The organism is Amycolatopsis orientalis DSM 43388, assembly GCF_000411975.1.
In the GTDB taxonomy this organism is placed as follows: domain Bacteria; phylum Actinomycetota; class Actinomycetes; order Mycobacteriales; family Pseudonocardiaceae; genus Amycolatopsis; species Amycolatopsis orientalis_D.
In genome coordinates, this window is sequence record NZ_ASXG01000066.1 from 1 (window position 1) to 16,872 (window position 16,872).

Genomic DNA, 16,872 nt, shown 5'->3' on the forward strand with positions numbered 1-16,872 from the left:
CAGACTACGACCAGTGATCAGCCAGCCCATCCAACCGGTCCCCACACACAAGCCGGAATCTAAGTCCGTGAAGGAGCCCTTCACGGGCGGTCGCTGGTCGTGAGGGGTCCTTGAGGGAATCTAAGTTCGTGAAGGAGCCCCTCACGGCCGGTCGCTGGTCGTGAGGGGGTCCGTGCTCGCGGGGCGGGGTCAGCCTTGCTGTTGTTCCGCGATGTGCTGGGCGACTGCGTCGGGGAGGGTGATGGGAAGCGGGGTGCGCACCGGCATCGGGGAGTTGCCTCGGTCGACCACCGTGCGGCGCACGATCGCTCGCAGTACTTCGGGGGCTTGCGACGCGGTGGACTGCGGGCCGGCGATTACGCCGCGCAGCATCCAGCGCGGGCCGTCCACGCCGACGAAGCGCAGGGCTACGTCGCCGACGATCGCGGACAGTTCCATGCCCCATTCGCCGCGGCCGACGTTGACTTTCGCGCCGTCCGCGCGGAGCTGGTCGGCGAGTTCGTTGCTCACTTCGCGCCACAGGCCGCCGGATTTCGGGGCCGCGTAGGCGCTGACGGTGATCTGCCCGACTTCGGTCACGACGTGCACCGCGCGCACGCCGCCTTCCTCCGGGTCCATTTCGACCTGCACTTGCGAACCGTCGGGCACCGGTACGCGGACCGAGCCCAGGTCGATGCGCGGGATGCCGTCTTCTTCGGCCTCGCTGACGTCGAACGGGCCGTCGGTTGTCTCCGACAGCTGGTCCTCGGGTTCGAGCGCGTCGTCGGCTTCGACGCTTTCGCGCTCGGAAGCGACGCCTCCGGTCTCGTCGTCGCCGGACCGGCGCTTGCGTCCGAAAATCCCCACTATCGTTCCGCTCCTTCCCCGGTGCCCGCGCCGGTGTCTCCGGCGCCGGGTGCCAGTGTGGCGTGTCCGCCGGTCGAGCCGTAACCTCCCGCGCCGCGTTCGGTCGCCTCGAGTTCGGCGACCTCGACGAACTCCGCGTGCTCCACTCTCTGCACTACCAGCTGCGCGATCCGGTCGCCGCGCGCCAGCACGATTTTCTCGCGCGGGTCGTGGTTGACGAGGCAGACCTTGATCTCGCCGCGGTAGCCCGAGTCGATCGTGCCGGGAGTGTTCACCACCGACAATCCGACGCGCGCCGCGAGCCCCGAGCGCGGGTGCACGAACCCGGCGTACCCGGGAGGCAGCGCGATCGCGACCCCGGTGCCGACGACCCCGCGCTCTCCGGGTCCGAGCACGATATCCGAGGTGGTGACGAGATCGGCCCCGGCGTCGCCGGGCCGGGCATAGGCGGGCGGCGGGACTCCGGGGTCGAGCCGCTGGAGGAGGACCTGAACGCTGGACACGGGCGGCGAGACTACCCTTGCGGTGTGGCTGACCGCGTGAACACCGCCGCGACGGGCGTCGTCGCACACTCCGAACGGCTCTACCTGCCGTGGTGGGGCTGGCCCCTGCCGATGGCCGGGGCGATCCTGCTGGGCGTCGAGGTCCACCTGGGCTACCCGTCCATCCCGATGTGGATCCCGCTCGCGATCGCCGTGCCGGTCATGGCCGCGCTCCTGCTGTCGCTGGGCAGGGCGAAAATCAAGATCACCGCGGGCGACGACCCGGAACTCTGGGTCGGCGACGCCCACCTGCCGCTCCGCTACGTCGGCGACATCGCCATCGTGGAAAAAGACGCCAAACGCCACGCCCTGGGCCGCGACGGCGACCCCGCCGCCTTCGTCCTGCACCGCGGCTGGGTAGGCCCCGCAGTCCGGATCACCCTGACCGACCCGGCCGACCCCACCCCGTACTGGCTCTTCAGCACCCGCAAACCACAGCGAGTAGCAGAGCTGCTCCGCAACGCCTGACCGCGGACGCCCCTCCGTCCAGTTCCGTGAGGGGAACCCCTACAGACGCTGATTCCCCCACGGCTCCCCTCACGACCAGCCACCCCAGGCACCCAAAGCGGGCGTCCGGTGCATCAGGCGCACCAATGCCACATCCGGGGCGCTAGCCCCGCCAGCCGCCGAACCGCAACCGCTGCACCCACCCATCGAGGCACCCAGCCCCCGCCCTGCACCCCGATACGAAGCCTCCCTGCGGTCCGGGGGTGCTTGTCAAGGCATCTTTCCCGCCTTGACAAGCACCCCCGGACCGTCAGCACAATCAAGCTTCGGGGTGCCCCACGCCCCCAATGCAATGTCGCCCGCCAGGGCGACGAGCCACCCCAGAACACGAGTAAAGGGGCCGACCACAACGGCCGACCCCCTTGGCTTACCCGGTCATCCCAAGACCGCGAAACGCTGTCCCCGTGAATCTCCCCTGGAAAATCCCCTAGAAATCCTCAGGTCAGGCGCAATCGCGGCAGATCAGCCGGCCGCCGTTGTCCTCGGCGAGCCTGCTGCGGTGGTGCACCAGGAAGCACACCGAGCAGGTGAACTCGTCCGCCTGCTTCGGCACGACCTTCACGGTCATGTCCTCCCCGGAGAGCCCGGAAAGGTCCGCGCCGGGAAGTTCGAAGTTCTCCGCGGTCGCGTCCTCGTCGACGTCGACGACGCCGGACTGGTTCTCGTTCCGCCGGGCCTTCAGCTCCTCCAACGAGTCTTCGGCCAGCTCGTCGGCTTCGCTGCGGCGCGGAGCGTCGTAGTCGGTAGCCATGGTGTCCCTCACCCCTGCGATTCAGCGTGTCGTCCTGCACCGGTTCCGGAGGCGCCCGATACCGGTCGTGCCGCTGGTCAACGTTCCAGCGCCCCTGTTTGTGCCCGGCCTTCGAGTGACCCAGGTCTCAACCTGGTTGACCTCGTTCTGCGGCCGGAGCCCGGGAAGGGTAGCTCACCGCCGGGCGCGCCTCGCACCGAGTCGGACATTGCCGGACCAGCGTCACCCGGGAGGGGGAACGCGCAGGTGAGACGCCTGTCCTCCGTTCGGGTTGCCCCGGCGTCGTAAACATCACCTCGCGGCCGAGTCCGCTTGCTCGCGCCGAGCCGTCCGTGGTGCGATCGGCCCGGAGGGGCATTACGCGGAACGGGTGAAGGTGACCCGCGACACCGCGCGCCTTGAACAGCGCCTAGGCTCACCGGCTACCACGCCGGTGCGTACGCTGGCGGTTACCGCGAGGCGCGGCGGCGCGACCGCGGCCGGTTCTGCGAGGGGAAGGGACGGGGCAGGTGGCGTCGGGGAACGGGGCGGGGAACCGTGGTGCGCGGCCTTATCGCAAGCACCGTCCGCTGCCCGCGTTGATCGTGATCGGCGTGCTCGCGCTCGGCGCGGTGTTCGTCTGGGTGCACGCCGTGGTCGGCCGCGGCGACGTAGACGAGGCGGTCCGCTGCAGCCCGGAGCCCAAGGCTCCCCCGGGAATCACCTACACGCCGGTCCCGCACAACGGCCTGGACGACCGCTCGCCGATGCCGCCGGACAAGGTCGCGCTGAAGGTGCTCAACGCGTCCAGCACGCGCGGGCAGGGCAGCATCGCCACCAACGCGCTGCGCGAACTCGGCTTCACCGCGATCGGCGACCCCGCCAACGACCCGGCGTACCCGAAGGGCGACGCGCGCTGCCGCGGCCAGATCCGCTACGGCGACAACGGCGCCTCCGCGGCCCGCACGGTCAGCCTGGTGGTCCCGTGCGCGGAGCTGGTGCACGACACCCGCAAGGACGCCACCGTCGACCTGGCCACCGGGAAGCTGTTCACCGACATCCAGCCGCGGCCCGAGGCGGTCAAGATCCTGAAGCAGCTCACCGCCTGGTCGCAGGCGCACCAGGGCGGCGGCAGCAGCGAGCAGTCCGCCAGCCCCGGCGCGCCGGTGATCGACCAGACGCTGCTGGCCTCGGCGCGCGCCGTCACCTGCTGACCCCTCGGACGAGGTCAGCGGGCCCGACCCGCGGTCACACCTCTGCCGCGCCGCCCGCGGCCAGCGCCGCACGCAGTTCCGCCGCGACGCCTGGCGTCGCCGCGAACGTCGCGTCCTCCCCCAGGTCCGCCGCTTCGCCGGGCAGCAGCACCGTCGCGCCCGCCTCCTGCGCCACCAACGCTCCGGCGGCCCAGTCCCAGCGGTGCAGACCGTGCTCGAAGTACCCGTCCAGCCAGCCGGCGGCGACCGCGCACAAGTCCAGCGAGGCCGCGCCCCGGCGGCGGATGTCGCGGACCCGTCCGACCAGGTCCGCGGTCAGCTTGCCCTGCCGGACCCGGCGGTCCTGCGCGTAGGAAAACCCCATGCCGACGAGCGCGAGGTCCAGCCGGTCCGCCGCGGACACCGAAAGCCGGGCGCCGTCGAGCCAGGACCCGCCGCCGCGGATCGCCGTCCAGCGCCGCCCGCTCACCGGCTCCACGACCGCCCCGGCGACCGAGACCCCGTCGATCTGCGCGGCGATCGACACCGCGAAGGTCGGCAGGCCGTACAGGAAGTTGACCGTCCCGTCGATCGGATCGACCACCCACGCGACCCCGCCGGCGGCGTCGTGCCCGGCGCCGCCGCCCTCCTCCCCCAGCACCGGTTCCCCGGGCCGGAGCCGCTCGAGCCGGGCCCGGACCAGTTCCTCCGACTCCCGGTCCACCGCGGTCACCACGTCGGTCTCCGCCGACTTCGTGTCCACCGCGACCTCGCCGCCGGACCGCATCCGCACCCAGGCCGTCCGGACCAGGTGCGCGGCCTCGACCGCGACCTGTTCGGCGGTGTTTTTCAGGTCGTTCAGCGTCGCCTCGTCAACTCCCACGCCCGCCATGTCATCACATCCGGTTAAAGTCTCCGCAGCAGACTTCTGAATCGTGCGAGAAGGGACCACGTCAGTGACGGCGACCCGAGGCTTCGGAATCGACATCGGCGGCAGCGGGATCAAGGGCGCGCTGGTCGATTTGGAACAGGGACAGCTCATCGGGGACCGGCACCGGATCGAAACGCCGCAGCCGTCGACGCCGGACGCGGTGGCCGACGTCGTCGCCGAGATCGTCCGCGCGGCGGAATGGGACGGCCCGGTCGGCGTGACGCTTCCCGCGGTGGTCAAGAAGGGCACCGCGCACACCGCGGCCAACATCGACCACAAGTGGATCGGCACCGACGCCGAGGCGCTCTTCGCGAAGCGGCTCGGCAAGAGCGTCGAAGAGGTCACGATGCTCAACGACGCCGACGCCGCCGGCCTCGCCGAGATCCGCTTCGGCGACGCGGCCGCGCGCACCGGCGTGACCGCGCTGCTGACCTTCGGAACCGGCATCGGCAGCGCCCTGTTCCACGACGGCAAGCTCGTCCCCAACACCGAATTCGGCCACCTGGAGGTCGACGGGCACGACGCGGAAAAGCGCGCCGCCGCGTCGGTGAAAGACAACGAGGGCCTGTCGTACCCGCAGTGGGCCAAGCGGGTGCACCGGTACCTCTCGGTGCTGGAGAACCTGATCTGGCCGGACCTGTTCATCGTCGGCGGCGGCGTCAGCAAGAAGGCCGAGAAGTGGGTGCCGCTGCTGGACATCCGCACGCCGGTGGTCGTCGCGTCGCTGCAGAACAACGCGGGCATCGTCGGGGCCGCCGCGGCCGCCGCGGAGAGCGCCGGGCACTGAGGCGGGGCGTCCGCGCCGGTCTCGGACCGGTCACCGCCAGGCGCCGGGAAGGGGGCCGGAGGGTGATCGCTTCGCGACGCAGTGGGCCGGCGTCGTTACAATGGAACACGGCGCAGGAGCTGCGGAGGCAAAACCGCAGGCCGAGGCGTGTTCCCCGAATGTGAGGCAGCTGAGGTGGCGACATCTCGGCTCGTCATGATCGACCGCTGCGAAAGGGCGTAAGTGGCAGCCGCAAGAACCGCAACCCGAGGCGGGACGAAGACAGCGACCGAAGCCGGCGAGCCGGCCGACGAGGCAGCCACCGGAGCGGCGAAGTCCCCGGCGCGCAAGACCGCCGCGAAGTCGGCGGGCGCGAAGAAGACTCCGGCCAAGAAGGCTCCGGCGAAGAAGGCCGCCGCGAAGGGTCCGAAGACCGACGACGGCGATCCCGACGGCCCGGTCGACCTCGACGAGGCCGAACTCGACAGCCCGGACCTGTCCGATCTCGAAGAGGTCGAGGTCGACGTCGTCGACGAGACGGTCAACGACGAGGCGGACGACGACGAGGACGACTCGGACGACGACGAGGCCGACGGGACCGCGGGCGCGGGTTCCTCGACCGCCGCGCGCCGTCGCGCGAGCGCGGCCGACAAGGGCGGCAAGTCCTCGGACAACCCGGACTTCGTGTGGGACGAGGAGGAGTCCGAGGCGCTGCGCCAGGCGCGCAAGGACGCCGAGCTCACCGCGTCGGCCGACTCCGTCCGCGCCTACCTCAAGCAGATCGGCAAGGTCGCGCTGCTGAACGCCGAGGAGGAGGTGGAGCTCGCCAAGCGGATCGAGGCCGGGCTCTACGCCGCCGAGCGCGTGCGCACCGCCGAGGAGGAGGGCGAGAAGCTCGTCACCCAGATGCGCCGCGACCTCAAGTGGATCGTGCGCGACGGCGAGCGGGCCAAGAACCACCTGCTGGAGGCGAACCTCCGGCTCGTGGTGTCGCTGGCCAAGCGCTACACCGGCCGCGGCATGGCGTTCCTGGACCTGATCCAGGAGGGCAACCTCGGCCTGATCCGCGCGGTGGAGAAGTTCGACTACACCAAGGGCTACAAGTTCTCGACGTACGCCACGTGGTGGATCCGCCAGGCGATCACCCGCGCGATGGCCGACCAGGCGCGCACCATCCGCATCCCGGTGCACATGGTCGAGGTCATCAACAAGCTGGGCCGCATCCAGCGCGAGCTCCTGCAGGACCTCGGCCGCGAGCCGACGCCCGAGGAACTCGCCAAGGAGATGGACATCTCGCCGGAGAAGGTCCTGGAGATCCAGCAGTACGCGCGCGAGCCGATCTCGCTGGACCAGACCATCGGCGACGAGGGCGACTCGCAGCTCGGCGACTTCATCGAGGACTCCGAGGCGGTCGTCGCGGTGGACGCGGTGTCGTTCACGCTGCTGCAGGACCAGCTCCAGTCGGTGCTGCAGACCCTGTCCGAGCGCGAGGCGGGCGTGGTCCGGCTGCGGTTCGGCCTCACCGACGGCCAGCCGCGCACGCTCGACGAGATCGGCCAGGTCTACGGAGTCACGCGCGAGCGGATCCGGCAAATCGAGTCGAAGACGATGTCGAAGCTGCGCCACCCGTCGCGTTCGCAGGTGCTGCGCGACTACCTGGACTGAGCTGCTTCGATTCCCGCGAGAAACCCCGCCCCGCACTTACGCGGCGGCGGGGTTTCTGCGTTTACCGGCAAGGGTGCCGAGGGCATCGGCCCGGCATTTCCGCGAAATCCTTCCTTCGATTGACCACAGTGGACCGGACGAGTCCGGAAAACCCGGCGACACCGGCTCGCGATCCGAATTACGCTGCGGCGCAACAGGAATCCGCGAGGCGAGCGTGCAGCCGAACGTGCACCGCGGCGGAGTCCGCGAACCGCGGGCGTTCGCCGGCAGGTCCGTTTCCCGTTCACAACCGTTCACGCGGAACCCCGGAACCGTTCCGGAATACTCATCGCCGGTGCACGGTCGCGCACCCAACGCGACATTGGTGCGCGGACAAGATGCTAAAGTCGGTTGTTCTCCGCCCAGAAGCGGAAATCGTGATTGTTTGGTTGCCTGAAAACGAAGATCGCAACGGGTGATCGCCATTAGGCTGCGCGCACAACGAGCGTCAGTATTGGAAGGCAGCACCGCCCAGTGTTTTCGACGAAAACTCAATCGCGAGCGAGCCAGGGATGCCCGGCGGCGCGGAGCGGATCCTCCGGCCCCGGTGAAGCGAGGCAACTGTGATCGGGTTCCTCCTCCGCAGACTCGTCAACTACATCGCCCTCTGCCTCGTCGCGACCTTCGCGGCGTTCTCGCTGGCGTCGCTGTCCTTCAGCCCGCTGGACGCGCTCAAGCTGCGCAACCCGCCCGCGCCGCAGGCGACCATCGACGCGAAGGCCGCCGAACTGCACCTGGACCAGTCGATCCCGCACCGGTTCTTCACCTGGCTGGGCGGCGTCTTCCAGGGCGACTTCGGCCGCACCGTCGCCGACCAGGCGATCACCGACGAACTGTTCCGCCGCGCGGGCGTGAGCCTGCGGCTGTTCCTGCTCGGGATCACGATCGGCATCATCGTCGGCGTGCTCGTCGGCGTGGTCAGCGCGATCCGGCAGTACAAGATCAGCGACTACATCGCCACCACGTTCTCTTTCGTGGTGCTGTCGACGCCGGTGTTCGTGATCGCCACGATCCTCAAGGCGGGCGCGCAGTCGGTCAACGACAACCTGCTCGACGGCTACCAGTTCTTCATCGTGCAGGGCGAGGGCGGCGCGGTCGACGGCGGTTTCGGCGACGTCCTGCTCGACCGGCTGCAGCACATCATCGTGCCGACCCTGGCGATCGTGCTGACCCAGGTCGCCTACTACAGCCGCTATCAGCGTTCGGCGATGCTCGACGTGCTCGGCTCGGACTTCCTGCGCACCGCACAGGCCAAGGGCCTCACCCGCAGGCGCGCGCTGTTCAAGCACGGCCTGCGCACCGCGCTGATCCCGATGGCGACGCTGTTCGCGTTCGGCTTCGGCCTGCTCATCACCGGCGGTGTCTTCACCGAGAAGATCTTCGGCTGGTACGGCATGGGCGACTGGCTGGTGACCGGGATCCAGAAGCAGGACACCAACATCGTCACCACCGTGACCCTGTTCATCGCGATCTGCGTGCTGCTCGCCGGCTGGCTCGCGGACGTGCTCTACGCCGCGCTCGACCCGAGGGTGAGGATCTGATGGCCGCCCCATTGAACGAGGCCGACCTCGCCGATTCGGCCGTCGCCGCCACCGAGACCGCGACCGAGCAGCAGGGCGGGAAGTCCTCCAGCCGCGGCAAGCTCGTCGCCCGCCGGTTCTTCCGCAACAAACTGGCGCTGGCCGGGCTCGTCGTCATCGTGCTGTTCTACGTCCTGGCGTTCACCTACAGCTGGTATTCGCCGTGGGGCTACGACGAACTCGACCCGGCCTCCACGCTGATGCCGCCGGACGGCACGCACTGGTTCGGCACCAACCAGATCGGCGGCGACATGTTCGCGCAGACCATGCGCGGGCTGCAGAAGTCGCTCACCATCGGCCTGCTGGCCGCGCTGTTCTCCACCGGCGTGGCCTCGATCGTCGGCTCCGCGGCCGGGTACTTCGGCGGCTGGACCGACCGGGTGTCGATGTGGGTCGTCGACCTGCTGCTGATCCTGCCGCCGTTCCTGATCATCTCGATCCTGTCGCCGGCCTTCCGCGGCAAGACGTGGCTGATCCTGGTCGGCCTGATCGCGCTGTTCCAGTGGATGATCACCGCCCGCATCGTCCGCGGCATGACGCTGACGCTGCGCGAACGCGAGTTCGTCAAGGCCGCCAAGTTCATGGGCCAGTCCCCGTGGCGGATCATCTTCAAGCACATCGTGCCGAACATGGCGTCGCTGCTGATCATCGACGCGACGATCAACGTCGGCGTCGCGATCATCATGGAGACGTCGCTGTCGTTCTTCGGCTTCGGCGTGCAGGCGCCGGACGTTTCGCTGGGCACGCTGATCTCGGCGGGTTCCGACGCGGTCCGGACATTCCCGTGGCTGTTCTACATCCCGGCCGGCTTCCTCGTGTTCACCGTGCTCGCGGTGAACTTCGTCGGCGACGGCCTGCGCGACGCGCTCGACCCGTCGTCCAGCCGTTCGCGGCGCAAGGAACGGAAGCGGATCGAAGAGAAGACCAAGTCGAGCGCCTCGACGCAGACCGTGGGAGCAGAAGCATGAGCGCCGCACTCGAACTGAGCGCGGAAACGGGCAGGCCGACCGGCACCGTGCTTGAGGTTTCCGACCTCGAAGTGTCCTTCCCGTCCGAGTCCGGCCGCGTGCACGCGGTGCGCGGGCTGAGCTACCAGGTCGCCGCGGGCGAGGTGCTCGGCATCGTCGGCGAATCCGGTTCCGGCAAGTCGGTTTCGTCGCTCGCGGTGATGGGGCTGCTGCCCCCGCAGGCGCGGGTGTCGGGCTCGATCCGGTTCCAGGGCAGCGAACTGATCGGCAAGTCCGACACCGAGCTGTCGAAGATCCGCGGCAAGAAGATCTCGATGGTCTTCCAGGACCCGCTGTCCGCGCTGACCCCGGTGTACACCGTCGGGGCGCAGATCGCCGAAGCGCTGCTGGTGCACGGCAAGGGCACGATCACCAAGCAGCAGGCGAACAACCGCGCGGTCGAACTGCTCGACCTGGTCGGCATCCCGAACGCGGCGGCGCGGGCGAAAGCGTTCCCGCACGAGTTCTCCGGCGGCATGCGCCAGCGCGCGGTGATCGCCATCGCGATCGCCAACGACCCGGACCTGATCATCGCCGACGAGCCGACCACCGCGCTCGACGTGACGGTGCAGGCGCAGGTGCTGGAGGTGCTGAAGACCGCGCAGGAGGTCACCGGCGCCGGCATCGTGATCATCACCCACGACCTCGGCGTGGTCGCCGGGTTCGCCGACCGGCTGATGGTGATGTACGCCGGGCGCGCGGTCGAGCAGGGTCCGGTCGAGACGATCTACGCCCAGCCGCGGATGCCGTACACGCTGGGCCTGCTCGGCTCGATCCCCCGCGTCGACGCGCGGGAGAAGCAGCCGCTGGTGCCGATCGAGGGCCAGCCGCCGTCGCTGGTGAACCTGCCGCGGGGGTGCCCGTTCGCGCCGCGCTGCCCGCTGGCGATCGACGCCTGCCGCGCGGCCGAGCCGGAACTGTTCACGATCACGCCGGGCAACCCGAACGCGCCGGTCGACACCACGCACCGGGCCGCCTGCATCCGCACCGAGGAACTCGGCCGTCCGGAAGCGGACGCGGCCGAGGTCTACGGCGCCGAGGTGATCGAGGAGGCCGCGGTCGCGTCCCTGCCGCGCGCCCAGCGCTCGACCGTGCTGGACGTGCGGGACCTGCAGAAGCACTACGCGGTCAGCAAGGGCACCGTCTTCAAGCGCAAGGTCGGCACCGTGCGCGCGGTCGACGGGATCACCTTCGACATCGTCGAGGGCGAAACCCTGGGCCTGGTGGGCGAATCCGGCTGCGGCAAGTCGACCACGCTGATGGAGATCCTCGAACTGGCGGCCCCCTCGCACGGTTCGGTCGCGGTGCTCGGCAAGGACGTCGCGAAGCTCGCGGGCAAGGACCGCAAGTCGATCCGCCGCGACCTGCAGGTGGTCTTCCAGGACCCGATGGCCGCGCTCGACCCGCGGCTGCCGATCGGCGACATCATCGCCGAGCCGATGGTCACGCACGGGTTCTCCAAGGAACGCATCGAGAAGCGGGTGCCGGAGCTGCTCGGGCTGGTCGGCCTGCGCGCCGAGCACGCCGACCGGTACCCGGCGGAGTTCTCCGGCGGGCAGCGCCAGCGCATCGGCATCGCGCGGGCGCTCGCGCTGGAGCCGAAGCTGATCGTGCTGGACGAGCCGGTGTCCGCGCTCGACGTGTCGATCCAGGCCGGCGTGATCAACCTGCTGGACGAGCTCAAGGCCAAGCTGGGCCTGTCGTACCTGTTCGTGGCGCACGACCTGTCGGTGGTCCGGCACATCGCCGACCGCGTGGCGGTGATGTACCTCGGCAAGATCGTGGAGATCGGCGACGTCCGCACGGTTTTCGAGGCGCCGCAGCATCCGTACACGCAGGCGCTGCTGTCCGCGATCCCGATCCCGGACCCGGCCAAGGAACGCGAGCGCGGCCGGATCATCCTCACCGGGGACCTGCCGAGCCCGGCGAATCCGCCGTCGGGCTGCCGGTTCCGCACGCGCTGTTTCGTCTTCTCGCAACTGTCCGAAGAGGACAAACGCAAGTGCGTCGACGTCGAGCCTCCGCGCGAGTCCCGTGCGGACGACCACGACGTGGCGTGCCACTACGCCAGAACCCGCGAAGTCGTGTAGCCACGATCCGTTGGCACACCAGGAGAAGGAAGGTAAACACATGCGACGGAGAATGGCCGCGATCGTGGCCCCCGTTGCCGCTCTGGGGCTCCTGCTCGCCGCTTGCGGCGGCGGCAGCGGCGGTGGCAGCAACGGCCTGCAGGACACCGGTTCCTCGGGCGTCAAGACCGCCGACATCAACGAGCAGCCGCTGGACAAGCTGAAGGACGGCGGCGACTTCAAGTGGCCGGTCGACCAGCTGCCGGACAACTGGAACTACTACCAGGTCGACGGCACGGTCCTGGACGGCGCCAACATGTTCGGCGCGATCCTGCCCTACCCGTTCCCGCAGAACGCGGACGCGACGGTCGGCCTGGACAAGAACTACCTGACCTCGGCCGAGATCGTCAGCAAGGACCCGCAGGTCATCGAGTACAAGATCAACCCGAAGGCCAAGTGGAGCAACGGGCGCCAGTTCTCCTGGGAGGACTTCGCCGCCATGGCGAAGGCGCTGACCGGCAAGGACACCGCCTACCAGGTCTCCAGCACCACCGGCTACGAGGACATCGCCAAGGTCGAGAAGGGCACTGACGACCTCGACGTCAAGGTCACCTTCGCGAAGAAGTTCGCGGAGTGGAAGTCGCTGTTCTCGCCGCTGTACCCGAAGGAGGCGATGGCCGACGCCAACACCTTCAACAAGGGCTGGGCGCAGAAGGCGCTGATCACCGCGGGTCCGTTCAAGATCAAGAGCGTCGACTACACGGCCAAGACCGCGGTGTTCGAGCGCGACCCGAACTGGTGGGGCGAGAAGCCGAAGCTGGACACCGTGACCTACAAGGTCGTGGACCGGCCGGCGCTGGCGGACGCGTTCGCCAACGGGCAGATCGACTTCTACCCGCTGAACAACGACATCAACGCGTTCAAGCGGGCCCAGGCGGACCCGAACGCGGTCGTGCGCCAGTCGGCCTACCCCGACTACACGCACATGACGCTCAACGGCGCGCCGTCCTCGATCCTCGCGGACAAGGACCTGCGGCTGGCCGTCATGCGCGGCGTCGACACGGTGACCATCGCCAAGTCGATCCTCGGCCAGATGCAGAAGGACACCACGCCGATCGGCAACCACCTGTACCTCAAGGGTTCGAAGACCTACGAGGACAACAGCGGCCCGTACAAGTTCGACCAGAACGCGGCCAAGGCGGAGCTGGACAAGCTGGGCTGGAAGCAGTCCGGCGACCTGCGCGCCAAGGACGGCAAGCAGCTGAAGCTGCGCCTGGTGATCCCGACCGGCACCCCGATCAGCCAGCAGACCGCGCAGATCCTGCAGTCGCAGCTGAAGGCGATCGGCGTGGGCATCGACATCGTCGCCGTCCCGTCGACCGAGTTCTTCAAGAACTACGTGAACGTCGGCAACTTCGACCTCACGCTGTTCCGCTGGATCTCGAACTCGTTCCCGATCGGCGGCAGCAAGGGCATCTACTACCTCGACCCGAAGAACGTCAACCAGAACTACGGCCGGATCGGCAGCGACAAGGAAAACCAGCTGCTCGACACCGCCGCGCAGGAACTGGACGACACGAAGCGGGCCGCGGACATCAACGCCGCGGACAAGGAGATCTGGGCGCTGGGCCACCAGCTTCCGATCTTCCAGTCGGTCGGTGCGTTCGCCGTCCGCAAGACGGTGGCCAACTACGGTTCGCCGGGCTACGCGAACAACCCGTACGACTACCCCAAGATCGGGTTCATGAAGTAATCCTCCCGCAGCGGGAAGCGAAGGAGCGGCGCGGACTCCCCGCGCCGCTCCTTCCTTTTTGGACAGTTAAGGTGAGCCTTGTGCGAAATTTCCTGCGATTGCGGCCGGTGCGGCACATCCTGGTGACGAGTGCGGTCGTGTTCGTCGCGTGCGCCGCGGTGTTCGTGGTGCAGCTGCTGGAGTTCGACAGCGCGCGACCGCGGCTGCAGGGACTCACCGCGAACGCGACCGGAATCGTCGCGCGGGTCGACGACGCCACCGTCACGGTCCGGTTCCCGGTGCCGAACCAGCCCGAGGCGAGCGCGGCGGTCGAGCTGGACACTAGTCCCCCGCCGCTGGGCGCGAAGGTCCCGGTGCGCTATGACCCGTCGGCCCCTTCGCGGGCGGTCACGACCGGCGCTTCGGCTTTGGTGACCGCCGACCGTGCCTCGACCTATGCCACGGTCACCGTGGTCGCGGTGCTCGCGATGCTCGGGGTGAACGGATTCCTGCTTTTCACGCGCTTCGTGCAGCCCTCTCGCCGCAAGGCGGGGGCTTCGGTCCCGATGCGCCGGGTGAAGGTGCAGCGCGGTTTGCTGACCCGGTCGTGGCTGGAGACCGACACCGCGACGCCTCGCTGGATCCCGGTGTACTTCTCGCCGACGCTGATCGGCCTGCCGTCGCCTTCCCGAGTCGAGGTGCTGGGCGACCTGCGCACGGACCGCCATGTCGCGGTCCGGATCGACGACGAGGTGCTGTACCCGGCGGGCTCGGTGCGCACGGGCGAACCTCGCGGCCGTCGCCTGGACAACCCTGCCGAGCCGGACGAGGAACGCGCAGTCGCCGCCGCCACGCCGGTACGGCTCGCCCGGCAGTTCCGGGCTGACCTGCCGGTGCTGGCGGTCGCCCCGGTGGTGGGAGCGTTCTGGGCGCTGGTCGACGGGAGCGGTTTCGCGGGCTGGCTGACGGTCAGCGTGCTGATCGCGGCGTTCGGATTCTGGTGGGCCGCGCTGCGCGGCTCGGACCCGTCACTCTGACTCCAGCGCCGCCAGGATCTCGGCCAAATCGGCGTACGTCTCCTCCACCTCGCGCTCCTTGAGCCGCTGCCGCTCCAGCCGCACAGCGCCGACATGACGGGCCTCGTAGTACAACGCCCGCCGCCGCGCCGACGGAGACTCGTCGGGCTGTCCGTAGGTGTCCCAGAACCAATCCCGTCTCGAGCCCGTTTTCACCGAGGCCATGCGGATCGTCCAGTCCGCCGCCGGGTCTCCCCACCAGCTGCGGTCGTGGTCGAACACTCCGACGATCTCCAGCGACGGCCTCAGCATCACGTTCACGTGCCACAGGTCCCCGTGCAGCAGGCGCGGTTCGGTGATCTCGTCGAGCAGCGCGGCGTCGCGCTTCGCCCAGGCGGCCACCGCGCGCAGGTCGGATGCGTCGAGGCCGAGGTCTTCGACGTCCGCGGCGTTGTCCTCGAAGTACGCGACCAGCGCTTCGCTCCAGGTCGAGTAATGCGGCCCGGCCACCCGGCCGAAGCCGGGTCCGCGCACGTCGTGGATGGCGCGGGTGATTTCGCCGAGCTGGTGGAAGTACGGCGTTCGCTGCTCCGGTTCGAAGCCAGACAGGATCTCCGGACCGGGCTGGCCGGGCAGAACCGCCTGCAGCACGTAATCACGGCCGATGACCTGGTGGGTGAAGTCGGCGGCGAGCGTGCGCGGCATCAGCGGGGCGATCGGCGCGAAGTACGGCGCGGCCAGGTATTCGTTGCGCATGAACTGGGGCTCGATCCGGGTCTGCCGCGCCGGTTCCGGGGCGACGCGCAGGATCGCCGGGCCGTCGGCCAGCTCCACCCGGTACGTGTTGTTGTAGCCGCCCCAGCCGATTTCGACCGCGGACCGCACGCTCGAGCCGAGCGCGCGACGGCAGAGCAGTTCGATCTGGTCCGCGGTGAGGGGCTGCTGGAACGCGTCCGGGGGCCGGTCTTTCGGCTGGAAGTCCACCCGGGCATCCTGCCACTCCGCTCAGGACAGCACGAATCCTTTACGGCTCAGCGAATCCTCGATGCGCAGCCGTTCGAGATCGCGGTCGGCTCCCTCGCGCAAGCCGTCGAGCCGGTGCGCTACCCCGACCTCGCGGCAGGCGGTGACGAGGAGTGCGTCATACGCCTGCCGGGTGCCGATCCGGCGCGCGGCGGGCGTTCCGGAGGGAAGTTCCGCGAGCGTCCGGCGCACCCGGCGCAGGTCGGCGGCCACCTGCTCCACCGGCGGTTCGGACGGCACCGGAGCGGCGTGCCGGCGGCGCACCCAGCGGCAGAGGGCCGGTACCCGGAGGGCAGCCCAGAACAACGCCGAGGGTGCCACGCTGACCACGGCGAACAGCAGAACCGGACCGGCCGCCATGCTCACGAGTTTAGCCGCGGCGGCGTTTGCGCGCCTGGTTCGCGAACAGCACCGCGACCCCGGCGCCGAGCAGGACGACGCTGGCGATGACGTGCAGGTGCGGCGGCAGCAGATGCAGCTGGACGAACCAGCTCGGGTGCTCTGCCCCGGCCAGCCGGTTGATCAGCCCGCCCCCGCCTTGCACCACGAGGAGTATCCCGACCAGCTCGATCATCGCGACACTTCTTTTTTCGACCCGGACGAGCCGAAGATCTCCTGCCACAGCGGGCCGAAGACGAACCACAGGCCGGTCAGCGTGCCCAGCCGCGGCAGCCAGCCCCACAACGGCTCGACGCGGCCGGAATCGCCGACCACTGCGATCGCGAGCAGCAGCAGTCCGGCGCTGAGCGCGGACGCCAGCACGCACTTGCCCCATTCGCGCCACTCCTTGCGGGCCTTCGCGCGGCCGGTCAGCTTCTCCGGCCGCGGCCCGCCGGCGAACCGGTGCGCGAACCGGGCGTCGGCCCACTCCACCATCGACGGCCCGAAGACCACCGAGAAGCCCATGTACACCGCGGCCAGCCCGTGCGTCACGTTCGGCTTCGCGCCGTTCATCAGGTCGATCACGGTGATCACCAGCAGCACCAGGTCGACCGCCGGCACCAGCGCCAGCAGCACGGTGCTGGCCTTCTGCTTGCGCAGCGCGTACCGGGTCAGCAGCCCGGCCGCGATGAAGACCCAGAACCCGATCTCGCACGCCACGATGGCGACGGTCATCGGGCTGGTCAGAATCTCGTCCATGGCCTCACTGTCGCGGGCGACGGCCACCGCGCGCGTCAGCGGACGGCACGATCGAGGGGTCATCATTTCGTAGGACGACCGGGGCG

Annotated in this window: 17 protein-coding genes; 9 read left to right on the top strand and 8 right to left on the bottom strand. The window is 69.3% G+C overall.

The genetic code is table 11. The features are described 5' to 3' along the window. Window positions 1–189: 189 nt before the first annotated feature. Together L942_RS11545 and dut are read right to left on the bottom strand one after the other, a co-directional pair. Entirely contained in the window at window positions 190–846 is a 657-nt protein-coding gene (locus L942_RS11545) for a DUF3710 domain-containing protein (protein WP_037358757.1), read from the bottom strand. Further along, entirely contained in the window at window positions 846–1,349 is a 504-nt protein-coding gene (gene dut / locus L942_RS11550; RefSeq protein WP_037358759.1) for a dUTP diphosphatase, read from the bottom strand. Before dut ends, L942_RS11545 begins: the two co-directional genes overlap by 1 nt. Before the next feature lie 24 nt (window positions 1,350–1,373). Here dut and L942_RS11555 point away from each other — a divergent pair, with 24 nt between their 5' ends. Continuing rightward, the gene (locus tag L942_RS11555) at window positions 1,374–1,856 is read left to right on the top strand and encodes a DUF3093 domain-containing protein (protein WP_037358762.1); all 483 of its coding nucleotides are present in this window, start codon (window positions 1,374–1,376) and stop codon (window positions 1,854–1,856) included. A 481-nt stretch (window positions 1,857–2,337) separates the two neighbouring features. Here the strand turns inward: L942_RS11555 and L942_RS11560 are convergent, their stop codons facing one another. Next, window positions 2,338–2,646 carry a DUF4193 domain-containing protein gene (locus L942_RS11560; protein WP_013224476.1) on the bottom strand — a complete coding sequence of 103 codons (309 nt, stop codon included), beginning with the start codon at window positions 2,644–2,646 and terminating at the stop codon, window positions 2,338–2,340. Window positions 2,647–3,155: 509 nt separating this feature from the next. Between L942_RS11560 and cei the strand changes: the two genes are divergently transcribed. After that, window positions 3,156–3,839 (top strand): envelope integrity protein Cei, encoded by a 684-nt coding sequence (gene cei, locus L942_RS11565; protein WP_037358765.1) that lies wholly within the window; start codon window positions 3,156–3,158, stop codon window positions 3,837–3,839. A gap of 34 nt (window positions 3,840–3,873) precedes the next feature. Here the strand turns inward: cei and L942_RS11570 are convergent, their stop codons facing one another. Continuing rightward, entirely contained in the window at window positions 3,874–4,710 is an 837-nt protein-coding gene (locus L942_RS11570) for an inositol monophosphatase family protein (protein WP_037358768.1), read from the bottom strand. Between the two features lie 64 nt (window positions 4,711–4,774). Here L942_RS11570 and ppgK point away from each other — a divergent pair, with 64 nt between their 5' ends. From ppgK to L942_RS11605, 7 genes are all read left to right on the top strand, one after another. Continuing rightward, window positions 4,775–5,536 (top strand): polyphosphate--glucose phosphotransferase, encoded by a 762-nt coding sequence (gene ppgK / locus L942_RS11575; protein ID WP_037358770.1) that lies wholly within the window; start codon window positions 4,775–4,777, stop codon window positions 5,534–5,536. Window positions 5,537–5,758: 222 nt separating this feature from the next. Then, window positions 5,759–7,180, top strand: a complete 1,422-nt coding sequence (locus tag L942_RS11580) for an RNA polymerase sigma factor (protein ID WP_037358774.1) — start codon at window positions 5,759–5,761, stop codon at window positions 7,178–7,180. 602 nt (window positions 7,181–7,782) lie between these two features. Beyond that, entirely contained in the window at window positions 7,783–8,760 is a 978-nt protein-coding gene (locus L942_RS11585) for an ABC transporter permease (protein WP_037358777.1), read from the top strand. Beyond that, window positions 8,760–9,767: an ABC transporter permease gene (locus L942_RS11590; RefSeq protein WP_037358778.1), complete on the top strand. Its 1,008-nt coding sequence runs from the start codon at window positions 8,760–8,762 to the stop codon at window positions 9,765–9,767. The genes L942_RS11585 and L942_RS11590 overlap by 1 nt, the downstream gene beginning before the upstream one ends. After that, on the top strand, window positions 9,764–11,896 hold the full coding sequence (locus L942_RS11595; protein ID WP_037358780.1) for an ABC transporter ATP-binding protein: 2,133 nt from the start codon (window positions 9,764–9,766) through the stop codon (window positions 11,894–11,896). Before L942_RS11590 ends, L942_RS11595 begins: the two co-directional genes overlap by 4 nt. A 40-nt stretch (window positions 11,897–11,936) precedes the next feature. Next, a complete protein-coding gene (locus L942_RS11600; protein WP_037358782.1) occupies window positions 11,937–13,628 on the top strand; it encodes an ABC transporter family substrate-binding protein in 1,692 nt (563 codons plus the stop codon). 80 nt (window positions 13,629–13,708) lie between these two features. Continuing rightward, the gene (locus L942_RS11605; RefSeq protein ID WP_200862782.1) at window positions 13,709–14,644 is read left to right on the top strand and encodes a DUF3592 domain-containing protein; all 936 of its coding nucleotides are present in this window, start codon (window positions 13,709–13,711) and stop codon (window positions 14,642–14,644) included. Here the strand turns inward: L942_RS11605 and L942_RS11610 are convergent. Genes L942_RS11610 through L942_RS11625 form a run of 4 tightly spaced genes read right to left on the bottom strand, consistent with a single transcriptional unit; the run spans window position 14,636 to window position 16,786 of the window. Continuing rightward, entirely contained in the window at window positions 14,636–15,607 is a 972-nt protein-coding gene (locus L942_RS11610; RefSeq protein WP_037358785.1) for a phosphotransferase family protein, read from the bottom strand. The genes L942_RS11605 and L942_RS11610 overlap by 9 nt on opposite strands. A 21-nt stretch (window positions 15,608–15,628) precedes the next feature. Continuing rightward, a complete protein-coding gene (locus L942_RS11615) occupies window positions 15,629–16,006 on the bottom strand; it encodes a hypothetical protein (protein ID WP_037358851.1) in 378 nt (125 codons plus the stop codon). A gap of 10 nt (window positions 16,007–16,016) precedes the next feature. Further along, on the bottom strand, window positions 16,017–16,220 hold the full coding sequence (locus L942_RS11620; protein ID WP_037358787.1) for a hypothetical protein: 204 nt from the start codon (window positions 16,218–16,220) through the stop codon (window positions 16,017–16,019). Further along, on the bottom strand, window positions 16,217–16,786 hold the full coding sequence (locus tag L942_RS11625; RefSeq protein ID WP_081655031.1) for a hypothetical protein: 570 nt from the start codon (window positions 16,784–16,786) through the stop codon (window positions 16,217–16,219). Before L942_RS11625 ends, L942_RS11620 begins: the two co-directional genes overlap by 4 nt. Between the last annotated feature and the right edge of the window lie 86 nt (window positions 16,787–16,872).

Coding starts and splice junctions, on each gene's coding strand:
- L942_RS11560 (WP_013224476.1), bottom strand. CDS start 2,646: ATGGCTACCGACTACGACGCTCCGCGCCGCAGCGAAGCCGACGAGCTG.
- L942_RS11570 (WP_037358768.1), bottom strand. CDS start 4,710: ATGGCGGGCGTGGGAGTTGACGAGGCGACGCTGAACGACCTGAAAAAC.
- L942_RS11590 (WP_037358778.1), top strand. CDS start 8,760: ATGGCCGCCCCATTGAACGAGGCCGACCTCGCCGATTCGGCCGTCGCC.
- L942_RS11595 (WP_037358780.1), top strand. CDS start 9,764: ATGAGCGCCGCACTCGAACTGAGCGCGGAAACGGGCAGGCCGACCGGC.
- L942_RS11600 (WP_037358782.1), top strand. CDS start 11,937: ATGCGACGGAGAATGGCCGCGATCGTGGCCCCCGTTGCCGCTCTGGGG.
- L942_RS11615 (WP_037358851.1), bottom strand. CDS start 16,006: ATGGCGGCCGGTCCGGTTCTGCTGTTCGCCGTGGTCAGCGTGGCACCC.
- L942_RS11620 (WP_037358787.1), bottom strand. CDS start 16,220: ATGATCGAGCTGGTCGGGATACTCCTCGTGGTGCAAGGCGGGGGCGGG.
- L942_RS11625 (WP_081655031.1), bottom strand. CDS start 16,786: ATGGACGAGATTCTGACCAGCCCGATGACCGTCGCCATCGTGGCGTGC.